The organism is Amycolatopsis sp. MEPSY49 (assembly GCF_051337345.1).
Taxonomy (GTDB): Bacteria; Actinomycetota; Actinomycetes; order Mycobacteriales; family Pseudonocardiaceae; genus Amycolatopsis.
Genome location: NZ_JBDLYJ010000004.1, coordinates 261362 through 282895, shown reverse-complemented (window position 1 = coordinate 282895; position 21534 = coordinate 261362). Strand labels below are relative to the sequence as shown.

General features: G+C 70.9%; 20 protein-coding genes. 11 read left to right on the top strand and 9 right to left on the bottom strand.

The window, feature by feature from the left end; genetic code table 11:
* Window positions 1–11 precede the first annotated feature (11 nt).
* Entirely contained in the window at window positions 12–800 is a 789-nt protein-coding gene (locus ABFJ78_RS20795; RefSeq protein WP_436388022.1) for a TIGR03620 family F420-dependent LLM class oxidoreductase, read from the top strand.
* On the top strand, window positions 797–1123 hold the full coding sequence (locus tag ABFJ78_RS20790) for an ArsR/SmtB family transcription factor (RefSeq protein ID WP_436388021.1): 327 nt from the start codon (window positions 797–799) through the stop codon (window positions 1121–1123). Before ABFJ78_RS20795 ends, ABFJ78_RS20790 begins: the two co-directional genes overlap by 4 nt.
* Here ABFJ78_RS20790 and ABFJ78_RS20785 read toward each other — a convergent pair.
* Complete coding sequence (locus ABFJ78_RS20785) at window positions 1104–1748, bottom strand: LysE family translocator (RefSeq protein WP_372660007.1); 645 nt, start codon at window positions 1746–1748, stop codon at window positions 1104–1106. The two genes, ABFJ78_RS20790 and ABFJ78_RS20785, sit on opposite strands and share 20 nt — an antisense overlap.
* Before the next feature lie 71 nt (window positions 1749–1819).
* Here ABFJ78_RS20785 and ABFJ78_RS20780 point away from each other — a divergent pair, with 71 nt between their 5' ends.
* The 6 genes from ABFJ78_RS20780 to ABFJ78_RS20755 all read left to right on the top strand — a co-directional run bounded on the left by ABFJ78_RS20780 (window position 1820) and on the right by ABFJ78_RS20755 (window position 7579).
* Window positions 1820–3001 carry a winged helix DNA-binding domain-containing protein gene (locus tag ABFJ78_RS20780; protein WP_436388020.1) on the top strand — a complete coding sequence of 394 codons (1182 nt, stop codon included), beginning with the start codon at window positions 1820–1822 and terminating at the stop codon, window positions 2999–3001.
* Window positions 3002–3759: 758 nt separating this feature from the next.
* Complete coding sequence (gene gap / locus ABFJ78_RS20775; RefSeq protein WP_364446698.1) at window positions 3760–4764, top strand: type I glyceraldehyde-3-phosphate dehydrogenase; 1005 nt, start codon at window positions 3760–3762, stop codon at window positions 4762–4764.
* A gap of 5 nt (window positions 4765–4769) precedes the next feature.
* Window positions 4770–5984: a phosphoglycerate kinase gene (locus ABFJ78_RS20770; protein ID WP_436388019.1), complete on the top strand. Its 1215-nt coding sequence runs from the start codon at window positions 4770–4772 to the stop codon at window positions 5982–5984.
* Complete coding sequence (gene tpiA, locus ABFJ78_RS20765) at window positions 5984–6769, top strand: triose-phosphate isomerase (protein WP_436388018.1); 786 nt, start codon at window positions 5984–5986, stop codon at window positions 6767–6769. The genes ABFJ78_RS20770 and tpiA overlap by 1 nt, the downstream gene beginning before the upstream one ends.
* Window positions 6770–6896: 127 nt before the next feature.
* The gene (gene secG, locus ABFJ78_RS20760) at window positions 6897–7127 is read left to right on the top strand and encodes a preprotein translocase subunit SecG (protein WP_086845181.1); all 231 of its coding nucleotides are present in this window, start codon (window positions 6897–6899) and stop codon (window positions 7125–7127) included.
* Window positions 7128–7234: 107 nt separating this feature from the next.
* The gene (locus ABFJ78_RS20755) at window positions 7235–7579 is read left to right on the top strand and encodes an RNA polymerase-binding protein RbpA (RefSeq protein WP_086671261.1); all 345 of its coding nucleotides are present in this window, start codon (window positions 7235–7237) and stop codon (window positions 7577–7579) included.
* Window positions 7580–8056: 477 nt separating this feature from the next.
* Here the strand turns inward: ABFJ78_RS20755 and ABFJ78_RS20750 are convergent, their stop codons facing one another.
* Window positions 8057–9256, bottom strand: coding sequence for a sensor histidine kinase (locus tag ABFJ78_RS20750; RefSeq protein WP_436388017.1), 1200 nt, complete (start codon window positions 9254–9256; stop codon window positions 8057–8059).
* A gap of 290 nt (window positions 9257–9546) precedes the next feature.
* Window positions 9547–10647: an FAD-dependent oxidoreductase gene (locus ABFJ78_RS20745; RefSeq protein ID WP_436388016.1), complete on the bottom strand. Its 1101-nt coding sequence runs from the start codon at window positions 10645–10647 to the stop codon at window positions 9547–9549.
* A 126-nt stretch (window positions 10648–10773) separates the two neighbouring features.
* On the opposite strand from ABFJ78_RS20745, the gene ABFJ78_RS20740 reads away from it, so the two are divergent.
* Window positions 10774–11337, top strand: coding sequence for a TetR/AcrR family transcriptional regulator (locus tag ABFJ78_RS20740; protein ID WP_436388015.1), 564 nt, complete (start codon window positions 10774–10776; stop codon window positions 11335–11337).
* A gap of 177 nt (window positions 11338–11514) precedes the next feature.
* Here ABFJ78_RS20740 and pgl read toward each other — a convergent pair whose 3' ends face one another.
* From pgl to tkt, 6 genes are read right to left on the bottom strand one after another with little or no spacing between them, the layout of a single operon-like run.
* Window positions 11515–12294: a 6-phosphogluconolactonase gene (pgl, locus tag ABFJ78_RS20735; RefSeq protein ID WP_436388014.1), complete on the bottom strand. Its 780-nt coding sequence runs from the start codon at window positions 12292–12294 to the stop codon at window positions 11515–11517.
* On the bottom strand, window positions 12291–13292 hold the full coding sequence (gene opcA, locus ABFJ78_RS20730) for a glucose-6-phosphate dehydrogenase assembly protein OpcA (RefSeq protein WP_436388013.1): 1002 nt from the start codon (window positions 13290–13292) through the stop codon (window positions 12291–12293). Before opcA ends, pgl begins: the two co-directional genes overlap by 4 nt.
* Window positions 13289–14812, bottom strand: coding sequence for a glucose-6-phosphate dehydrogenase (gene zwf / locus ABFJ78_RS20725; RefSeq protein ID WP_436388012.1), 1524 nt, complete (start codon window positions 14810–14812; stop codon window positions 13289–13291). The genes opcA and zwf overlap by 4 nt, the downstream gene beginning before the upstream one ends.
* Window positions 14809–16431, bottom strand: coding sequence for a glucose-6-phosphate isomerase (locus ABFJ78_RS20720; protein ID WP_436388011.1), 1623 nt, complete (start codon window positions 16429–16431; stop codon window positions 14809–14811). Before ABFJ78_RS20720 ends, zwf begins: the two co-directional genes overlap by 4 nt.
* Window positions 16432–16439: 8 nt before the next feature.
* Window positions 16440–17552, bottom strand: a complete 1113-nt coding sequence (tal, locus tag ABFJ78_RS20715) for a transaldolase (protein ID WP_436388010.1) — start codon at window positions 17550–17552, stop codon at window positions 16440–16442.
* 17 nt (window positions 17553–17569) lie between these two features.
* Window positions 17570–19672 (bottom strand): transketolase, encoded by a 2103-nt coding sequence (gene tkt / locus ABFJ78_RS20710; RefSeq protein ID WP_436388009.1) that lies wholly within the window; start codon window positions 19670–19672, stop codon window positions 17570–17572.
* A gap of 283 nt (window positions 19673–19955) precedes the next feature.
* On the opposite strand from tkt, the gene ABFJ78_RS20705 reads away from it, so the two are divergent.
* Both ABFJ78_RS20705 and ABFJ78_RS20700 read left to right on the top strand, forming a co-directional pair.
* Entirely contained in the window at window positions 19956–20936 is a 981-nt protein-coding gene (locus ABFJ78_RS20705) for a heme o synthase (protein ID WP_436388008.1), read from the top strand.
* Between the two features lie 68 nt (window positions 20937–21004).
* Window positions 21005–21523, top strand: a complete 519-nt coding sequence (locus ABFJ78_RS20700; RefSeq protein ID WP_436388007.1) for a hypothetical protein — start codon at window positions 21005–21007, stop codon at window positions 21521–21523.
* Window positions 21524–21534: the final 11 nt, after the last annotated feature.

The following is a 21534-nucleotide window of genomic DNA, read 5'->3' as shown; positions in this document are numbered from 1 at the left end:
TTGCCCGGCGCATGACGAACCTGGGGGCGCTGGGCGCCACATTGGGCACGACCGGACCGGAGACCGTCGCGGCCGCCGCGGAGCTGGACGAGCTGGGGTACGCCACGCTCTGGCTGCCGGGCGGGCAGGGCAGCAACCTGCCGCTGATCACCGACGTGATCCACGGGACCGCGAAGATCCCGGTGGCGAGCGGCATCCTGCCGGTCGACCGGGTGCCGGCCGCCGACGTCGCCCGCGCGTACGCGGACCTGCCGGCCGGGCGGTTCGTCGTCGGCCTCGGCGGCGCCCACGGCCCGCGTCCGCTGGCCACGCTGAACGACTACCTCGACGAACTGGACGACACCGTCCCCGCGTCGGCGCGGATCCTTTCGGCGCTGGGCCCGAAGATGCTGGAGCTGGCGCGCGACCGCGCGGACGGCGCGTACCCGTTCCTGGTTACGACGGACTACGTCGCTTCGGCACGCGAGATCCTCGGCGTGGGCAAGCAGCTGATCGTGCTGCTGAACGTCGTCCCGGAGTCCGATGTGACGACGGCTCGCGAGCGCGCCCGCGAGGGTTCACTGCGGTTCCTGGCCGGGATGCCGGGCTACGCGAACAACTTCCGCCGCATGGGGTTCACCGACGCCGACATCGCGGACCTCTCGGACTCGCTCGTCGACGGGCTGACCGTGCGCGGCGACCTCGACGCGGTCGTCGCCCGCCTGCGCGAGTACCGGGCGGCGGGGGCGGACCAGGTCGTCGTCCCGGCCGGCGACCTGCCCCGCGAGTGGTGGCCGGCGCTGGCGGAGGCCCTGCGGTGACCTCGGCGCGGGCCCGCGGGCTGACGCACGGCGTCCCGGCGGAGGTGTCCCTGCAGGACGCCCTCGCCGCGGTCGCCGACCCCGTCCGCCGCAGCATCCTGCGCTCGCTCGCCGAAGTGCCGGAGTGGTCGAAGGCGTGCGGCACGTTCGACCTGCCGGTGGCGAAGGCGACGCTCAGCCACCACTTCGGGGTCCTGCGCGCGGCGGGCCTGATCGAGCAGCGCGACGAAGGCCCGCGGCGGTTGAACCGCTTGCGGCGCCCGGAGTTCGACGCGGCGTTCCCGGGGTTGCTGGACCTGGTGCTCAGTCACCCCGGCCGGTGAACGCGAGCCCGGTGCCGAGGCCGATCATGACGAGGCCGCCGGTGCCGCCGACCATCTCCAGGCGCTTCGGCGAGCGGGCGAACCACGCGCGGGCCGTGCCGGCGACGAGCGCCCACGCGCTGTCGGTGGCCAGCGCGATCGCCGGCAGGCACAGGCCGAGCACCAGCATCTGCGCGGGCACCGACCCGGCCGCGGGGTCGACGAACTGGGGCAGCAGCGCGGCGAGGAACACGATCGACTTCGGGTTCGCGAAGCCGACGACGAACCCGTCGCGCAGCACGGTCAGGACCCGGCCGGGCGTCGTGCGCACCTTGGCGGCCATGGCGTCGGTGAGCTTCCGGCGGTGCCGGAAGGCCTGCACGCCCAGGTAGACGAGGTAAAGCGCGCCGGCGATCTTGATGGCGGTGAAGACCGCGGCGGACGTCGTCACGAGCGCGCCGAGGCCGAACGCGACCGCGACGACCTGCGTGTAGACGCCCGCGGAGTTGCCCAGGACGGTGAGCAGCGCGTCGCGCCGCCCGACCGTGAGCGCGCGGCTGATGGTGAACAGCACGCTCGGCCCGGGGACGACGACCATGAGGAAAGTCAGCGCGGCGAAGGCCGCGAAGTGCGCACCGGAGACCATCCGGTGAGGCTATCCCCGGCCTGACCTGGCGACCAGCGGTTTTTGTCGGTGGGGGCTGGTATCAACAGCGGGTGCCTCCACCGACGATCAGCACCTCGCAGCGCCGGGCCCGCCTCGCGGTCCGCCACCACCTGGCCACGCCCGCGGCCACGGTCACCGACGCCGTGGCCGGGGTCGTCGCCCTGCACGCCACCGACCCGGCGACAGTGCACCTGTCGGCGTCCGCAAGGTTGGCGTCGCCGGGGATTCCCCTGGTGGAGCAGGCGTTGTACGACGACCGGACGCTGCTGCGGCTGCTCGGCATGCGCCGCACGGTGTTCGTGACGGACCTGGACACGGCGGCGCTCGTGCAGGCCGGGTGCTCGGCGGACATCGCCGTCAAGCAGCGGAAGCTCCTCGAACAGCACCTCGGGACGCAGGGCCATCCGGAGAACGTGCCGGAGCCGGCGAAGTGGCTGGCGGACGTCGAAGCGTCGGTCGAGGCGGCGTTGCGCGCCCGCGGGTCGGCGACGGCGCAGCAGCTGAGCGAGGACGAGCCGAGGTTGCGCCAGCAGCTGCTGATGGCGGCGGGGAAGCCGTACGAAGCGATCGGCAACGTGACGAGCCGGGTGCTGTTCCTGCTGGCGGCCGACGGCCGGATCGCCCGCGGCCGGCCCCGCGGCAGCTGGCTCAGCAGCCAGTACGTGTGGCATCCCTTGGATTCGTGGGTGCCGGGGTTGCGTGCCTGGGGCGCGGAGGAGGCGCGGGCGGAGCTGGCCCGCCGCTGGCTGCGCGCGTACGGCCCGGCGCCGGTGGCGGACCTGCGCTGGTGGACGGGCTGGACGGCCGGCCAGACGAAGAAGGCTCTCTCCGCGGTGTCCCCGGTGGAGGTCGACCTGGACGGCGTACCGGGCGTGGCGCTGGCGGACGACTTATCGCCGGTGCCTGAGCCTTCGCCATGGGTGGCGTTCCTGCCGGCTCTGGACCCGACCCCGATGGGCTGGCAAGAGCGCGACTGGTTCCTGGGCCCGCACCGGCAGGCGTTGTTCGACCGCAGCGGCAACATCGGCCCGACGATCTGGGCGTCCGGCCGGATCGTCGGTGGCTGGGGACAGCGGGCATCGGGCGAGATCGCGTACCGGTTGCTGGAGGACGTGGGATCGGAGGTCGCGGAGAGGGTCGAGAAGGAGGCGGACCGGTGCGCGAGCTGGTACGGCGAGGTCCGGGCCGTCCCGCGGTTCCGGACACCGCTCGAACGCGAGCTGACGGCGTAGGGGGGACTGCCAGGTCGTAGGGAAGATGCTTCCGGGGCCGGGGCCGGGGCCGGGGCCGGGGCCGGGGCCGGGGCTGGCCGAGCCGGGGCGAGCCGGAGGCCGAGTTCAGCTAAGCGCAGCTGAGCCAAGCCAAGCCAGCCGAGCCCAGCCCATCCCAGCTGAGCCAAGCCAAGCCAAGCTCAGCCGAGCCGAGCCGAGCCGAGCCGAGCCGAGCTCAGCCGAGCCGAGCCGAGCTCAGCCGAGCCGAGCCGAGCTCAGCCGAGCCGAGCCGAGCTCAGCCGAGCCGAGCCGAGCCGAGCTCAGCCGAGCCCAACGCAGCCGAGCCCAGCCGGCTCGCGCTCGATCGTGCCCCGCTCCCTGCCCGGCCTTCGCTGGATCGGTCGAGTCATCGACCTCACGCCGGCCCCAAGGCGGCCCGAGCACGTCTCCGAACCCGCCTTTCACAACCCGCCACCACTCCATCGGCTGAATCGTTACAGCGCCGAACCGGCCCACCTCCACCCACCCGGCCCACACCCGCCGCAGCCAGCCGGAACCGGTCCCGGCGCCCGGACCATCACCCCCGGTCGGTCCACCGTGGTCCGCCCCCGAAACCCCGCCCGCGCACCCCGCGCTTCTTAATCGATTCTTGACCCGTTCGCCAAGTGGTGGAAGTCTCGTCAGGGCAGTCAGGGACGCGCATGCCCGCACGCTAGGGTGACCGCGAGCCCGCAAGTCACGGCCGGGCCTCCCGGCCGATCCTCAGAGGAGTGGCAGCAGTGACCGTTCGCGTAGGTGTCAACGGCTTCGGCCGCATCGGCCGCAACTTCTTCCGCGCCGTGCAGGCCAGCGGCCACGACATCGAGGTCGTCGCGTTCAACGACCTCGGCGACGTCGCCACCATGGCCCACCTGCTGAAGTACGACTCCATCCTGGGCCGGTTCCCGGGTGAGGTCAGCGTCAGCGACGAGGGCATCGTCGTCGACGGCAAGACCATCAAGGCCCTCGCCGAGCGCGACCCGGCCAACCTGCCCTGGGGCGACCTGGGCGTGGACGTCGTCGTCGAGTCGACCGGCTTCTTCACCAACGCCGACGCCGCCAAGGCGCACATCGCCGGCGGTGCCAAGAAGGTCATCATCTCCGCGCCCGCCAAGGGCGAGGACCTCACCATCGTGCTCGGCGTCAACGACGACAAGTACGACGGCTCGCAGGTCATCATCTCCAACGCCTCCTGCACCACCAACTGCCTCGGCCCGCTGGCCAAGGTGCTGCACGACGCGTTCGGCATCGAGCAGGGCCTGATGACCACCGTGCACGCCTACACGCAGGACCAGAACCTGCAGGACGCGCCGCACAAGGACCTCCGCCGCGCCCGCGCCGCCGCCCTGAGCGTCGTCCCGACCTCGACCGGTGCCGCCAAGGCCATCGGCCTCGTGCTGCCGGAGCTGCAGGGCAAGCTGGACGGCTACGCGCTGCGCGTCCCGGTCCCGACCGGCTCGGCCACCGACCTCACCGTCACCCTCACCAAGGCCGCCACGGTCGAGGAGATCAACGCCGCCTACAAGGCCGCCGCCGAGGGCCCCCTGGCGGGCATCCTGCGCTACTCGGACGACCCGATCGTCTCGGCCGACATCGTCACCGACCCGGCGTCCTGCATCTACGACGCGCCGCTGACCAAGGTCATCGGCAACCAGGTCAAGGTCGTCGGCTGGTACGACAACGAGTGGGGCTACTCCAACCGCCTCGCCGACCTGGTCAAGCTCGTCGGTACGAAGATCTCCTGAACCCGATGAGCGTCAAGAACCTCGACGACCTGCTGGGCGAGGGCGTTCAGGGCCGGTACGTACTCGTGCGGTCCGACCTGAACGTCCCGCTCGACGGGGAGCGCATCACCGACGACGGCCGGGTCCGCGCGGCCCTGCCGACGATCAAGAAGCTCGCCGACGCGGGCGCGAAGGTCGTCGTCACCGCGCACCTCGGCCGCCCGAAGGGCGAGCCGGACCCGAAGTACACCCTCGCGCCCGTCGCCAAGCGGCTCTCCGAGCTGCTCGGCGCCGAGGTCGCGCTGGCCGGTGACCTGGTCGGCGAGTCCGCGAAGGCGCTGACCGGCGGCCTCGCCGACGGCGGTGTCGTCCTGCTGGAGAACGTGCGCTTCGACGCGCGCGAGACCAGCAAGGACGCCGCGGACCGCTCCGAGCTGGCCGCCGAGCTGGGCGCGCTCGTCCCCGGCGGCGCGTTCGTGTCCGACGGCTTCGGCGTCGTCCACCGCAAGCAGGCCTCGGTCTACGAGGTCGCTTCGGTGCTCCCGGCGTACGCGGGCGGCCTGGTGCTGGCCGAGCTGGACGTGCTGAAGAAGCTGACCGACGACGTCAAGCGGCCGTACGTGGTCGTGCTCGGCGGCGCGAAGGTGTCCGACAAGCTCGGCGTCATCGCGAACCTGCTGACCAAGGTCGACCGGCTGCTCGTCGGCGGCGGCATGGCGTACACGTTCCTCAAGGCCCAGGGCCACGAGGTCGGCCAGTCGCTGCTGCAGGCCGACCAGCTCGACCAGGTCAAGGGCTTCCTCGCCGAGGCCGAGAAGCGCGGCGTCGAACTGGTCCTGCCGGTCGACGTCCTGGCCGCGACGGAGTTCTCGGCCGACGCCGAGCACGAAGCCGTCGACGCCACGGCCATCCCGGCCGACCGTCAGGGTCTCGACATCGGCCCGCGCAGCCGCGAGCTGTTCGCGAGCAAGCTCGCCGACGCGCAGACGGTGTTCTGGAACGGCCCGATGGGCGTCTTCGAGTTCGAGGCCTTCTCCGGCGGCACCCGGGCCGTCGCGGAGGCGCTCGTGAAGAGCGACGCGTTCACCGTGGTCGGCGGCGGCGACTCGGCGGCCGCGGTGCGGCAGCTGGGCCTGCCCGAGGACGGCTTCTCGCACATCTCCACCGGCGGCGGTGCCTCGCTGGAGTACCTCGAAGGCAAGGAACTGCCGGGCGTGACGGCCCTGGAGGAGAAGAACTAGTGGCACGCAAGCCGTTCATCGCCGGCAACTGGAAGATGAACCAGAACCACCTCGAGGCGATCGCGCTCGTCCAGAAGATCGCGTTTGCGCTGCCGGAGAAGTACTACGCGAAGGTCGACGTGGCGGTGCTGCCGCCGTTCACCGACATCCGCAGCGTGCAGACCCTGGTCGACGGCGACAAGCTGTCGCTGACCTACGGCGCGCAGGACCTCGCGCCGCAGGACTCGGGCGCCTACACCGGTGACATCTCGGGCCTGATGCTGGCGAAGCTGGGCTGCAAGTTCGTCACCGTCGGCCACTCGGAGCGGCGCGAGTACCACGCCGAGACCGACGAGCTGGTCAACAAGAAGGTCAAGGCCGCGCTCAAGCACGGCATCACGCCGATCCTCTGCATCGGGGAGAAGCTCGAGGTCCGCGAGGCCGGCGAGCACATCCACCACACCACGACGCAGCTGATCGAGGGCCTGAAGGGCCTCAAGGCCGAACAGGTCAAGGACGTGGTGGTCGCGTACGAGCCGGTCTGGGCGATCGGCACCGGCAAGGTCGCGTCGTCCGCGGACGCCGAAGAGGTCTGCAAGGCCATCCGGGCGACCCTCCAGGAGAAGTACGGCGACGAGGTCGCTTCGTCCGTCCGGGTGCTCTACGGGGGGTCGGTGAAGTCGGGCAACATCAGCGAGCTGGTGGGCTGCGAGAACATCGACGGTGCCCTGGTCGGCGGAGCGAGCCTCGACGGCGAGGAGTTCACGAAACTCTGCGCACTCGCCGCGGGCGGGCCGCTGCCCTGATCGAGGCCACGACCGGGTAACCTGTGTATCCGGTCCGTCACACAGCAGTGGACGAGTCCAGGGGTACGGTGGTGGTCGGAAACGACCATGCCGTACCCCTGCATTCTCCTAGAGCCCAGAGGATGACATGAAGCTGTTCCTGCAAATCCTGTTGATCGTCACCAGCGTGTTCCTGGTGGTCGCGGTGCTGCTGCACCGGGGCCGGGGCGGTGGCCTGTCGTCGCTGTTCGGCGGCGGGATGCAGTCGAGCCTGGCCGGGTCGAGCGTGGCCGAGAAGAACCTCGACCGCATCACCCTGCTGCTGGGCGCGGTCTGGCTGATCAGCATCGTGGGCCTGGGTCTGCTGCTCAAGGTGTGAGGCGTCCGGCGCCCCGCCGTCGATCGCGACCGGGTCACGACGGCAGGGCGCAGCGATTCGGCGTGCCTATTGGGGGGCGCGCCGCCGATTCCTAGGTGTGAGGATTCATGGTTGGCGGTAACGCGATTCGAGGCACCCGGGTGGGTGCCGGTCCTACGGGCGAATCCGAGCGAGGTGAATCGGCGCCGCGGCGCCGGGTAGGCTACTGGTGCGCCAACGGCCACGAAGCCCGCCCGTCGTTCGCGCTCGACGCGGAGATCCCGGACGAGTGGGACTGCCCTCGCTGCGGTCTCCCCGGCGGGCAGGACGAGAAGAACCCGCCGGCCGCACCCCGGACAGAGCCGTACAAGACGCACCTGGCGTACGTGAAGGAGCGGCGCAGCGACGCCGACGGCGAGGCCATCCTGGCCGAAGCCCTCGAGCGCCTGCGCCAGCGCCGGGAGATCATCTAACTCCAGCGGGCCGAAAGCCGCCCCGGGACACCTCGGGGTGGCTTTTCGCGCGTTCCGGAGCTGAGCAGCCCCCGTTTTCCACGCTACCGGCGGGCACCGACAGTTCCGGGCCTTCACGGCATTACGCATGTGTGGGCGACGCCCAACTTTGCCGAGCCGCCGGCCGCGAGCGTCAGTTGAGTTCAGCGGCTACCGAGGGCGGGTCGGCCGCGCTCTGCGGGTCATGGGAAGTCCGGGGATGCAGACCCTTGCTGCCTGCTCGCAAGGTGAGCGCGACCGTTTCACCGGGGTGCCGATCCTCGCCGGAGCAGCCCCCGATTTCCACGCTACCGGGAACCACCGACAGTCCCGCACGGAAAAAGCCGCGAACGGCGAATCCCGGCCCGTTGCGTCCGGAATCCGCCGTTCACGGCTCCATCGAATCCGAAACCGTCGTACCCCGCCGGTAAACTGGATACCGGGGGCCGGCGGCCGCCCTCAGCGGTCCAGCGGATAGCGGGCCCGCACGCGGAACCCGCCGTCCTCCGTCCCGGACGTCTCGAAACTCCCGCCCAGCAGCCGCGCCCGCTCGGCCAGGCCCGTCAGTCCGTGCCCGCCCGAGGGCAGCGCCTCCGCCGTCCGGCGAGCGCGCTCGTTGCGGACCTCGATCTTGAGCGCTCCGTGCTCACCCTGGATGCGGATCGTCGCCGTCGCGCCCGGGGCGTGCTTGTGGACGTTCGTCAGGCACTCCTGCACCGTCCGGTACGCCGCCGCCGACACCTGGTTCGGCAGCGCCTCCGGCAGGTGCTCCACCGACAGGTGTACCGGCACCTCCGACGTCCGGATCAGCCGGTCGAGGTCGTTGATCCCGGGACGCGGGCCGTCGTCGTCGGCGCCCGCGCGCAGCACGCTCAGCAGCGACCGCAGCTCCTCCAGGGTCCGCTTCGACAGCGTCCGGATGACCTGCGCGGTCTCCTGCGCCCGGTCGTCGGTCGACTGGGCCTGCAGCGCGCCGGCCTGCATCGCGATCAGCGTGATCTGGTGCGAGACGACGTCGTGCATCTCGCGCGCCAGCCGGGCGCGTTCCTCGGCGCGGACGGCGTCGGCGTGGAAGCGGCGCTCGCGGTCGCGGCTCGTGGCCAGCTCGGCGAGCTTGTTCGAGACCTCCGACCGCGCCCCGATGAGCAGGCCGATCGCGATCGGCATGCCGGCGACGAGGACGCCGTAGATACCGTCGAGGATGTGTTCACGCCAGCTGAGCTCGGCGAAGTCCTCCAGCGGCCACTGCACGAACCGGCAGCACCACACCAGCGCCGCGCCGACCCACACCTGCCAGTGCAGCTGACGGCGGGTGGCGAGCATGCCGAGCGTGATCATCGACGCCAGCTGCGCCCAGCCGGCCAGGAAGCCGGGGACCGCGACGAGCACGGCGAGGAACGGGAACTTCCGGCGGAACACCACCGCGAGGCAGGCGGCGCCGGAGAGCCAGATCGAATAGGGCTGGGCCTTCTCGGGAATCACCAGCCACACGTCGAGCACGGCCAGGATGACCGCGGCCGCCTCGATGGCGAACGTGACCACAGCGGGGCGCGGCACCGAGCCGAACAGGCTCAACCCGCGCTTGCGCACCCGCTCGGCGGCCGATGGCCCCGAGCCGGCGATCGAGATGCCTGGAATCGAGAGTCCCTCTGTACTCATCGCTGGCGACCCCATTCGTCTTGTGGACTTGTTGGTGAGAGGTGCTCAGGGCCCGATCGGGACGCGCAGCAACGGACAAATGTGCGGATGCTAACGAGGTCGCGTACGAAGACGGTAAGTTTCACCCGTTGTCGGAGTTCCGGCGTCCGAATTCCGTAGTCGACTACTCCGTCCGGGGTATGACGGCAAAAGGGTGCTACCGAGAGTGGGAGTACTGCTCCGTACTGTGCACCGAGACGACCACATCGTGGGAATCATGTTACCCACGTGTGGTCGCCCGGCAAGGGTCATCAGGCCGCCATGGACCGGAGGTCGTCGCTGAGCAGGTCGTGCAGGCCGGTGGCGCACGCCTTCGCCGTCTCGATCGACCGCGGCAGCATCCCGGCCTCATAGGCGCGGACGGCCTCCCCGAGGCTCGCCGACGTGGCCAGCGCGGTGGCGAGCTCGGTGCCGTCCAGCAGCGCGAGGTTCGCGCCGACGCCCAGCGGCGGCATCAGGTGCGCGGCGTCGCCGAGCAGCGTGAGCCCGGGGGTGTGGGTCCACGCGTGCGGCACCGGGAGGACCTGCAGCGGCCGGTGCGTGAAGCCGCCGTCGACGTCGTGCAGGAACGCGAGCAGGCTCGGGTGCCAGCCGGCGTAGCGCTCCAGCAGGTTCGCGCGCACGGCCGCCGTGTCGGCGAAGTCGAGCCCGGTGGCCCAGTCTTCGGGCGCGTAGAACGTGGCGTAGCAGCGGATGTGGCCGGTGCTGGTGCGCTGCGCGACGAGCGCCTTGCCGTCGATCTTCGTCATCAGTGTGCCCTGGCCGGTCAGCGCGGCCAGGCCCGGGTGGCGGCGGTCGGCGTCGTCGAGGCCGAACTCGACGAACGTGACGCCGCTGTACTCGGGCCGGACGCCGGTGAGGGCGCGCCGGACGCGCGACCACGCGCCGTCCGCCCCGACGACCAGGTCGAAGTCCTGGTCCATGCCGTCGGCGAAGCTCAGGCGGGCGCCCTCGCCGGTCTTGGTGACGTCGGCGATCGGGCGCCCCCAGCGGACGGTGCCGGGGGAGAGGGAGTCGAGGAGCAGGCCGCGGAGCTGACCGCGGTCGATCTCGGGGCGGAAGTCGTCGCCTTCGGCCGGTACCTCGTCCATGACGACTTCGCCGCTGAGCGGGTCGATGGCCCGCATCTGCTGGCCTTCGGGGCGAGCCAAGGTACGAAACGGTTCGTACAGGTGCGCGGTGCGCATGGCGACCTGGCCCGTGTCGCCGTGGAGGTCGAGTGTGCCGCCCTGGGGCCGGAAGTCGGCCGAGGGTTCCTGTTCGAAGACGGTGACGTCGATGTCGTGGAGCTGCAGGACGCGGGCACACGCGAGCCCGCCGAGGCCGGCGCCGACGATCGCGATGGAGTTCATGGCTTCCCCCTGGAAGTTCGGTGCCGCCGGCTGGTCCGGCGGCCTGTTCCCAGAAAACCATAGTGACTCAAAAAGTGCAACGACTAAACTTTTGAAGTGAGTTCACCATCACGTAGGCTGGCGGGCATGACCGAAGTGATCGGGCGCCGCGAGCGCAAGAAGGCGCAGACCCGGCAGGCGCTGGCCGACGCGGCGCTGGAGCTGTTCCTGGCGCGCGGCTACGACGAGGTCGGGGTGAAGGAGGTGGCGGACGCCGCCGACGTCTCGGTGACGACGTTGTTCAAGTACTTCCCGAGCAAGGAAGCACTGCTGTTCGACCAGGACGACGACATCGAGGCGGCGCTGGTCCTGGCGGTCCGCGGCCGCCCGCCGGGCTTTTCGATCGTGGACGCGCTGCGCGAGCACATGCTCCGGGACAGCGCGGACGGCGGCCCGAGCGCGGAGTTCATCGGCCTGATCGAGAGCACCCCGGTGCTGCGCGACTACGCCCGCCGGATGTGGATGCGCCACGAGACGGCCCTGGCGAAGGCGATCGCGGCGGAGATGGAGGCACCGGAGGACGACGTGTCGTGTGCGTCGTTGGCGAGGTTCGCGCTGGCGTCACGAGAGCTGATCGTGGCGAACGAGAACCCGCGAAAGGCGGCGGAGGAGATCTTCGGCAACCTGGGCCGCGGCTGGCGGGTGAAGTAAGGCGCGGAGAGCGATAGCCGAAACCGGGAAACACGCCGCGGCGGAAGCCGGTGTGGGCACGGCGAAGCCGCCTGAGCAGGCCCCCGTTTTCCACGCTACCGCCGAGCCCCGACAGTTTCGGCGCGCCAACGGCGGAGGCCCCCTCGGCGCGAACCGAGGGGGCCTCCAAAAACCAACTCAAGCCGTGGGTGGCTGATAAACCTTCGTCAGCTTCCCCGCCGCGGCCCGATCCAACAGCCACAACGTCCGACGGTGCCCACGAGCCCCCGCCACCGGCAACTGGACCTCACCAGCCCCCGACAACGCCAACGCCACCGCGTCCGCCTTCGCCGACCCGGCCGTCATCAACCACACGTCCCGAGCCCGCCGGATAGCGGGCAGCGTCAACGAAACCCGCGTAGGCGGCGGCTTGGGGCAGTTCCGCACCGCCACGACCGACCGCTCGGTCTCGTACACCGCCGGCGACTCCGGGAACACCGAAGCCGTGTGCCCTTCGCCGCCCAGACCCAGCAGCATGATGTCGAACGACGGCACGTCCCCGTGGTCCTCCGGACCCGCCTGAGACGCCAGCACCGACGCGTAAGCCGCGGCCGCCGCGTCGACGTCGTCGCCGAACTCGCCGTCCGACGGTGCCATCGCATGGACGCGCGCGGGGTCCAGCGGGACGTGGTCCAGCAACGCCTCGCGGGCCTGCTTCTCGTTCCGCTCGTCCGAATCCGCCGGGACGAACCGCTCGTCGCCCCAGTAGATGTCCAGGCGGGACCAGTCGATCGCGTCGCGGGCCGACGAAGCACGCAGCTCCGACAGCACCGCGATGCCCGTTCCGCCGCCGGTCAGCACCAGCGAGGCCGATCCCTTGGCCGCCTGGACGTCCACCAGGCGCGTCACCAGGCGGGCCGCCGCCGCGGCCGCCAGGAGGTCCTGGTTCGCGTAGACGACAACTTCCGTCTTGCTCATTTCTTGGAACCGGAAGCAGCCGCCGCCGCGGCGGGCGAGGTGACGTCCGCCTTGGGCGGCGCCCCCGTCTTGCCGTTCGTGCCGGAGGTGATCTTCGAAAGCCCGTGCAGCGACGTCTCGTACACCTCGTCCGGGTCGAGCCGCCGCAGCTCCTCGATCAGGCAGTCCTGGTTGTCACGCCGCTGCAGCGCGATCCGGCGGGTGGGCTGGCCCGGCTGGGTCAGCGTGCCGACGCGGCCGTCCGGCCGGTGCAGCTCCACCGGGCCCGACCGGCGGTTCAGGGTCACCGAGATGATCCCGGCCGCGCCCGTGCTCTTGACCCGCTTGACCGGCACCTTGAGGTACTCGGCCAGCCAGCCGGCCAGCAGTTCGGTCGACGGCGAGTCGGCCTCGCCGGTCACCGTCGCGCCCGTCACCTTCTCGTACGGCGGCAGGTCCAGCGCCGACACCAGCTGCGCCCGCCAGCGGGTCAGCCGGGTCCACGCCAGGTCGGTGTCGCCGGCCGTGTACGCCTTCGCCCGCGTGGTCAGCGCCTTCACCGGGTGCTTCTCCGCGGCCGAGTCCGTGATCCGGCGCTGGGCCAGCTCGCCCAGCGGGTCCTTCGCCGGGTCCTTCGGACCGGCCCCGGGCCACCAGCAGACGATCGGCGCGTCCGGCAGCAGCAGCGGCACCACCGCGCTCTGGCCCTGCGCGGCCAGCGGGCCGTACAGGCGCAGCACGATGACCTCGCTCGCGCCGGCGTCGCCGCCGACCCGGATCTGGCCGTCGATGCGCGGGGCCGCCGTGCGGGCGCCCTTGGCCACCACGATCACCCGCGACGGGTGCTCGCGGCTCGCGCCGTTGGCCGCCTCGATGGCGTCCTCGAGCTTGGCGTCGTCGTCGGCCACGATCACCAGCGTCAGTACCCGCCCGAGCGCGACTTGCCCGCCCTGTTCGCGGATCTCCACCAGCTTCTTGTTGAGTGCCGAAGTCGTGGTGGACGGCAGGTCGATGATCACGGGCGCCTCCATTTCCGGCCGGTGCGCTCCAGCATTTCGTCGGCGGACGGCGGACCCCACGTGCCCGGCGGGTACTGCTCGGGCGCGCCTTCCTTCGCCCAGTGCGCCAGGATCGGGTCGAGGATCTTCCAGGACAGCTCGACCTCTTCGTTCACCGGGAACAGCGACGGCTCACCCAGCAGGACGTCGAGGATCAGGCGTTCGTAGGCCTCGGGGGAGGACTCGGTGAACGCGTGCCCGTAGCCGAAGTCCATCGTGACGTCGCGGACCTCCATCGTGGTCCCCGGCACCTTCGAGCCGAACCGCAGCGTGATGCCCTCGTCCGGCTGGACCCGGATGACCAGGGCGTTCTGCCCCAGCTCCTCGGTCGACGTCGAGTCGAACGGCAGGTGCGGCGCCCGCTTGAACACGACGGCGATCTCGGTGACGCGGCGGCCGAGCCGCTTGCCGGTGCGCAGGTAGAACGGCACCCCGGCCCAGCGGCGGCTCTGCACCTCCAGCGTCACGGCGGCGTAGGTCTCGGTCTTCGAGTCCTTCGCGAAGCCCTCTTCCTGCAGCAGGCCGGGCACCTTCGTGCCGCCCTGCCAGCCGCCCGCGTACTGGCCGCGCGCGGTCGTCTTGTCCAGCGGTCCCAGCGGCTTGGTGCCCGAGAGCACCTTGATCTTCTCCGCGCGCAGGGCCCGCGGGTCGAACGACAGCGGCTCCTCCATCGCGGTGAAGGCCAGCAGCTGCAGCAGGTGGTTCTGGATCACGTCGCGCGCCGCGCCGATGCCGTCGTAGTACCCCGCGCGGCCGCCGAGGCCGATGTCCTCGGCCATGGTGATCTGCACGTGGTCGACGTAGTTGGCGTTCCAGATCGGCTCGAACAGCTGGTTCGCGAAGCGCAGCGCCAGGATGTTCTGCACCGTCTCCTTGCCGAGGTAGTGGTCGATGCGGAACACCGACTCCTCGGGGAAGACGTCGTTGACGATCGCGTTCAGCTCTTCGGCGCTCTTCAGGTCGTGCCCGAAGGGCTTCTCGATGACGACCCGGCGCCAGGTGCTGGCGTCGGCGTTGGCCAGCCCGGAGCGGGCCAGCTGCTTGGTCACCACCGGGAACGCGCCGGGCGGGATCGACAGGTAGAACGCGGTGTTGCCGCCGGTGCCGCGTTCCTGGTCGAGGTCCTTGACCGTCTGCGCGAGCCGGTCGAACGCGTCGTCGTCGTCGAAGGTGCCCTGCACGAACCGGATGCCTTCGGCGAGCCGGTTCCACACCGACTCCTTGAACGGCGTCCGCGCGTGCTCCTTGACCGAGTCGTGCACGAGCTCGCCGAAGTCCTGGTGCTCCCAGTCGCGCCGGGCGAACCCGACGAGCGAGAAGCCGGCGGGCAGCAGCCCGCGGTTGGCCAGGTCGTAGATGGCGGGCATCAGCTTCTTGCGGGCCAGGTCGCCGGTGACCCCGAAGATCACCAGGCTGGACGGTCCGGCGATGCGCGGGAGCCGCTTGTCCCGCTCGTCGCGCAGCGGGTTCTTCCAGGTCATGCGTCCCCCTCCTGTACCGCGCGGACGACCGCCGCGAGCCCCGCGGCCCGGTCGGTCAGGTGCAGGCGCAGCACCGGACGGCCGTGCTCGGCGAGCACCTGCCCGTCGCCGAGGGCCTGGGCGTGCTGCAGCTGCCCCAGCGTGTACGGCCGGTCCGGGACGTCGAGGTCCTGCTCGACGGCGCCGGTGAGCTGCAGGAACACGCCGTTCTGGTGCCCGCCCTTGTGGTACTGGCCGGTGGAGTGCAGGAACCGCGGGCCCCAGCCGAACGTCGTCTGCTTCCCGGTGCGCTTGGCGATCTCGCCGCGCAGCAGCTCGGTCGACGCGTCGTCGAGGCGGTCGAGGTAGGCCTGCACCGCGATGTAGCCCGCGTCCGGCGCCGAAGCGAAGAACGCGCGCAGCACGTCGGTGAGGCTGCCGTCCGTGGAAACCCCTTCGCTGCCGAAGATCTCGACCGGGCCGTCCACATTGGACGCCGTCTCGCCGCCCTTCAGCTTCTCGGGGTCGTCCAGCAGCGCGCGGGCCGCCTTCTTCGCGGCTTCGACGTCGGGCTGGTCGAACGGGTTGATCCCAAGCAGCCGGCCGGCGAGCGCCGTGGCGAACTCCCAGAGCAGGAACTGAGCGCCCAGCGAGCCGGTGACCGAGATCTTCGCCGAACCCTGCGGGCTGCCGACCGCGGTGGCCGTGGCGTCGGACTTGGCGTCGGCGAAGCCGGCCGCCTCCGGGCCTTCGACCGCGACCGGCAGCAGGCCGGTGCCCTGCTTGCCGGTGGACTCCGCGATCAGCTGCTCGGCCCAGTCCGGGAAACCCTTGATGCCCGAACCGGTGTCGGCCAGCACGACCTTCTCCGCGCCCGTCTCGTGCGCGGCGGCCCAGGCGGCGGCCAGCTTGACCGCCGGGTTGTCCGCCGAGTCCGCGGCGAGTTCCTCGGCCGCCGAGGCGGCCTGGTCGAGCAGCCGGGCCACGTCCGCGCCGGCCAGGCCGGCCGGGACGAGCCCGAACGCCGTCAGCGCCGAGTAACGGCCGCCGACGTGCGGGTCGGCGAGGAAGGTCTTGCGGTAACCCTCCTTTTCGGACAGTTCCTGGAACGGCGAGCCCGGGTCGGTGACGACCACGATCCGCCGCGCCGCGTCGATCCCCGCGTCGGCGAACGCCTTCGCGAAGATCCGCCGGTGGCTGTCGGTCTCGACGGTGCCGCCCGACTTCGACGACACCACGATCACCGTGCGCTCGAGGTCGCCGGCCAGCGCGTCGGCGACCTGGCCCGGGTCGGTGGTGTCGAGGACGGTCAGCGCGACGCCGTCGGTCGCGGTGATCACCTCCGGCGCCAGCGACGAGCCGCCCATGCCGGCCAGCACGACGCGGTCGACGCCCTCGGACCGCAGTTCGGTCCGCAGCGCCTCGATCTCGCCGATGAGCGGCCGCGACGACTTGTGCAGCGTCGTCCACGACAGCCGGATCGACGCCTCGGATTCGGCGTCCGGCCCCCAGAGCGTCGCGTCCTGCGCCGCCAGCTTCGAAGCAGCCTGGTCGTTGACCAGCTGTTCGGCCAGCGGCGCGGCACGCTCCGCCAGTGCGGCGTCCACGATCTCGACGCCGGTCTTTTCGCCTGTCGTCATGTCGTGCTTCAGCCCTTCGCCTGCTCGAGCTGCCCGTTCACGGTGTCCAGAAGCTCGGTCCACGACTTCTCGAACTTCTCGACGCCCTCGTTCTCCAGCGTGAGGAACACGTCGCGGATGTCGATGCCGACGGCTTCGAGCTGGTCGAAGACCTGCTGGGCGTCCTTGCCGTGGCCGCTGACCCGGTCGCCCTGCAGGTCGGCGTGCTCGGCCACCGCGTCCAGGGTCTTCTCCGGCATCGTGTTGACGGTGTTCTTCACGACCAGGTCGTCGACGTAGAGCGTGGGGGAGTAGTCCGGGTTCTTCACACCGGTCGACGCCCACAGCGGGCGCTGCGCGTTCGCGCCGTCGGCCGCGAGGGCCTTCCAGCGGTCGGTGGCGAACAGCTCTTCGAAGGCCGCGTAGGCCAGCCGGGCGTTGGCGACGGCGGCCTTGCCGCGCAGGGCCAGGGCTTCGTCGGTGCCGATCGCTTCCAGGCGCTTGTCGATCTCGGTGTCCACCCGGGACACGAAGAACGACGCCACCGAGTGGATGCCCTTGAGGTCGTGGCCGTTGGCCTTCGCCTGCTCGAGGCCCGCGAAGAAGGCCTCGATGACCTTCTTGTAGCGCTCGACGGAGAAGATCAGCGTGACGTTGACGCTGATGCCCTCGGCGAGCGTGGCCGTGATCGCCGGCAGGCCCTCTTCGGTCGCCGGGATCTTGATCAGCACGTTCGGCCGGTCGACGGTCTTCCACAGGTCCTTCGCCTCGGCCACCGTCTTCTCGGTGTCCTTGGCCAGGCGCGGGTCGACCTCGATCGAGACGCGGCCGTCGACGCCGTTCGTGGCGGTGTAGACGTCGCGGAACAGGTCCGCGGCGTTGCGCACGTCGGTCGTGGTCAGGTCGCGGATGGTCGCCTCGACGTCGGCGCCCTGGGCGGCGAGCTCCCGCGTCCGCTCGTCGTAGGCGTCGCCCTTCGACATCGCGTTGGCGAAGATCGTCGGGTTGGTCGTCACGCCGACGACGTGCTTGTCGCGGATCAGGTCGGCGAGGTTGCCGGTGTTCAGGCGTTCACGCGAGAGGTCGTCGAGCCAGATCGAGACACCGGCCGTGGACAGCTGCGCGAGCTTGTCGTTGCTCATTTGCTGCGTCATCCCCTTCAGGAATTCTTGGTGTTCTGGATCGAGCGGCGCGCGGCCTCGACGACTGCTTCCGCGGTGAAACCGAACTCACGGAACAGTGTGGCGGCATCGGCGGAGGCGCCGAAGTGCTCGATCGAAACGTTCACCCCGGCGTCACCGGTGAAGCGGTGCCACGACTGGGCGATGCCCGCCTCGACGGACACGCGGGCCTTCACACCGGCCGGGATGACGGATTCGCGGTAGGCCGCGTCCTGCGCGTCGAACCACTCGACGCACGGCATGGACACGACACGCGCCTTGACGCCGTCGGCGTCCAGGGTCTTCTTCGCCTCGACGGCCAGCTGGACCTCGGAACCGGTGGCGATGAGGACCACGTCCGGGGTGCCGTCGGAATCGGCCAGGACGTACCCGCCCTTGGCGACGCCCTCGGCGCTGGTGCCCTCGAGCACCGGCACGTTCTGGCGGGTCAGCGCCAGGCCGGACGGGTGGTGGACGTCCTCGAGGACCGCCTTCCACGCGTACGCGGTCTCGTTGGCGTCCGCCGGGCGGACGACGTTGAGGCCCGGGATCGCGCGCAGCGCGGAGAGCTGCTCGATCGGCTGGTGCGTCGGCCCGTCCTCGCCGAGGCCGATCGAGTCGTGCGTCCACACGTAGGTGACCGGCGCCTTCATCAGCGCGGCCAGCCGGACCGGCGGGCGCATGTAGTCGGAGAAGATGAGGAACGTCGCGCCGTACGGGCGGGTGCCGCCGTGCAGCGCGATCCCGTTGAGGATCGAGCCCATGGCGTGCTCGCGGACGCCGAAGTGCAGCGTCCGGCCGTACGGGTTGGCCTGCCACATGTCGGTGGCGGCCTTCTCGGGACCGAACGAGTCGGCGCCCTTCATAGTCGTGTTGTTGCTCTCGGCCAGGTCGGCCGAGCCGCCCCACAGCTCCGGCAGCGGCTCGGCGAGGGCGTTGAGCACCTCACCGGAGGCCTTGCGGGTCGCGATGCCCTTGGCGTCCGGCTCCCACTTCGGCAGGTTGTCGGCGAAGCCCTCGGGCAGCGTGCGGGTGGCCAGCCGGTCGCCGAGCTTCTTGCGCTCCGGGTTGGCCCGGCCCCAGGCCTCGTACTTCTCCTGCCACTCGGCGTGCGCGGTCTTGCCCCGCTCGAGCGCCTGGCGGGTGTGCTTGAGCACGTCGTCCTCGACCTGGAACGACTGCTCCGGGTCGAAGCCGAGGATCTCCTTGACCGCGGCGACCTCTTCGGCGCCCAGCGCGGCGCCGTGCGCCTTGCCGGTGCCCATCTTCTTCGGCGCCGGGTAGCCGATGACGGTCCGCAGCGCGATGAACGACGGCCGCTGCGTCTCGGCCTTGGCTGCCTTGATGGCCTCCTCGATCGCGACGACGTCCTCGCCGCCCTCGACGACCTGGGTGTGCCACCCGTAGGCCTCGTAGCGCGCGACGGTGTCCTCGGACAGCGCGATGTTGGTGTCGTCCTCGATCGAGATCTTGTTGTCGTCGTAGAAGACGATCAGGTTCCCCAGCTCCTGGCGGCCCGCGATGGACGAGGCCTCGGAGGTGACGCCCTCTTCGATGTCGCCGTCGGAGGCGATCACGTAGATGTGGTGGTCGAAGATGCTCTCGCCGGGCGCGGCGTCCGGGTCGAGCAGGCCGCGCTCGCGGCGGGCGGCCATCGCCATGCCCACGGCGTTCGCCAGGCCCTGACCCAGCGGGCCGGTGGTGGTCTCGACGCCGTCGGTGTGGCGGTACTCCGGGTGCCCCGGGGTCTTGGAGCCCCACTTGCGCAGCTGCTTGAGGTCCTCGAGCTCGAGGCCGTAGCCGGCGAGGAACAGCTGGATGTAGAGCGTCAGGCTCGAGTGGCCGGCCGAGAGGACGAAGCGATCGCGGCCCGGCCAGTGCTGGTCCGCCGGGTCGTGACGCAGCGTGCGCTGGAAGAGCGTGTAGGCCAGCGGCGCGAGGCTCATCGCGGTGCCGGGGTGGCCGCTGCCACAGTTTTCGACCGCGTCCGCGGCCAGCACCCGGACGGTGTCCACGGCGCGGGTGTCGGTCTCGGTCCAGTCGGCGGGCACGTTGCGCCGGAGGAGTGGGTTGTTCTCGCTGGTAGTGGCGGTTTCGGACACTGAACTCCAACTCCCGGTCATGATGGTTGCGGCTGGTCTTCCTCGTTCCGGTTACCCGTGCGCGCGGCTACCTATCTCAATCGATCCCGAAGGGACGATATTCCTGCTCGCGGCCATGCGCAGGGGCAATCGCGGCCCGTCGCGGCCAGCCTAGTGCTTCGGCCGGTCGAGGACCCGCGATCACCCACGGGATTCACCACGTCTAACATCGTTCGAGGGTTCAGTAGGGCTGGTTCTTCGGCTACCCGGACTGGTCCCGCCCGAACCTGACGCAGGGAGTGAAATGTCGTTGGTGAACGCTGCGCACGGACGCAGTGACGACACCAGCGCCGTGCACCCGACCGGTGATCGACCGCACGGTGACCGGCGAAGCCTCCGCCGGGTCGTCGGCGCCTACGCGGCGCTCGCGAAGCCGCGGGTCATCGAGCTCCTCCTGGTGACCACCATCCCGGCGATGTTCCTCGCCGGCCGTCAGATCCCGTCGCCGTGGCTGGTGCTGGCCACGCTGGTCGGCGGGACGATGGCCGCGGGCAGCGCGAACGCGCTCAACTGCGTGATCGACGCGGACATCGACAAGGTGATGAACCGCACGAAGCGCCGCCCGCTGGTGAAGGACTCGGTGCCCCGCCGCGGCGCGCTGATCTTCGGCTTGGTGATGGGTGTCGCGTCGGCGGTGGTGTTGTACTTCACGGTCAACCTGCTGTCGGCGATCCTGGCGGTCGCGACGATCTTGTTCTACATCTTCGTCTACACGCTCGGCCTCAAGCGGCGCACGTCGCAGAACGTGGTCTGGGGCGGCGCGGCGGGCTGCATGCCGGTGGTCATCGGCTGGGCGGCCGTCACCGGCACCGTGCAGTGGCCGGCGTTCGTGATGTTCGGCGTCATCTTCTTCTGGACGCCCCCGCACACGTGGGCCCTGGGCATGAAGTACCGCGACGACTACGAGCGCGCGGGCGTCCCGATGCTGCCGGTGGTCGCCACCGCCCAGCACGTCGCCCGCCAGATCGTCATCTACTCGTGGGTGATGGTGGCGTGGACGCTGCTGCTGCTCCCGGTGACGTCGTGGCTGTACGGCACGTTCGCGATCCTCGCGGGCGGCTGGTTCCTCTTCTACGCGCACAGCCTGCAGGCGGCGGTGCGGCGTGGTGAAGAGACCAAGCCGATGGCGTTGTTCCACCGGTCGAACACGTACCTGATGATCGTGTTCGTGGCGCTGGCGGTCGACTCGGCCATCGGCCTGCCGACCCTCGGTCTCCCGTTCTGAGACGGATCGGGACCGCGGTAGCCGCGGTCGTCGTCCTCGGCCTGCTGGTCCTGCTCGGCCGCGGGAAGGTGCCGCTCGACCAGAACCAGCTGCTCGGAACCGGCTGCGCGATCCCGTCCCGGATCACCGCCGTCCCCGGCCCGGCCCCCGACGGCGGGACCGTCCGCGTCGCCGAGCTGGGCCCGGGTGTCGCGGTGCTGGAGAACACCGGCACCCTGGCCGCCTACCGGATCCCGGTGACGTCCGGCACCCGGACCGTCGAGGTACCGGTGCTCCCGCCCGGACAGCGGGCCGGCGTCGTCCTCGACCGGCCCGTGGTCGGCGCGGTGACCTGGCTCGCGCCCGAGGCCTTGGGCGGGTTCACCCCGGTGACCGCGTCCGCCGTACCGGGCGGCATCCGCTACCACTCGGCGAACTGCCGCGCCCTGACCAGCCGCGGCGCCGCCGTCCTCCACCGCGACCCCACCGGCCACCTGACCGGCGGCGACCGGCTGCCGCCGGCGAGCGTGTCGTGCGCGCCGGGTGACCACGTGCTTCCCGGCGCGGGCGCCGAGATCTACCCGTACTGCGCCCTCGGCGCGGAATGATCGCGCGGCGG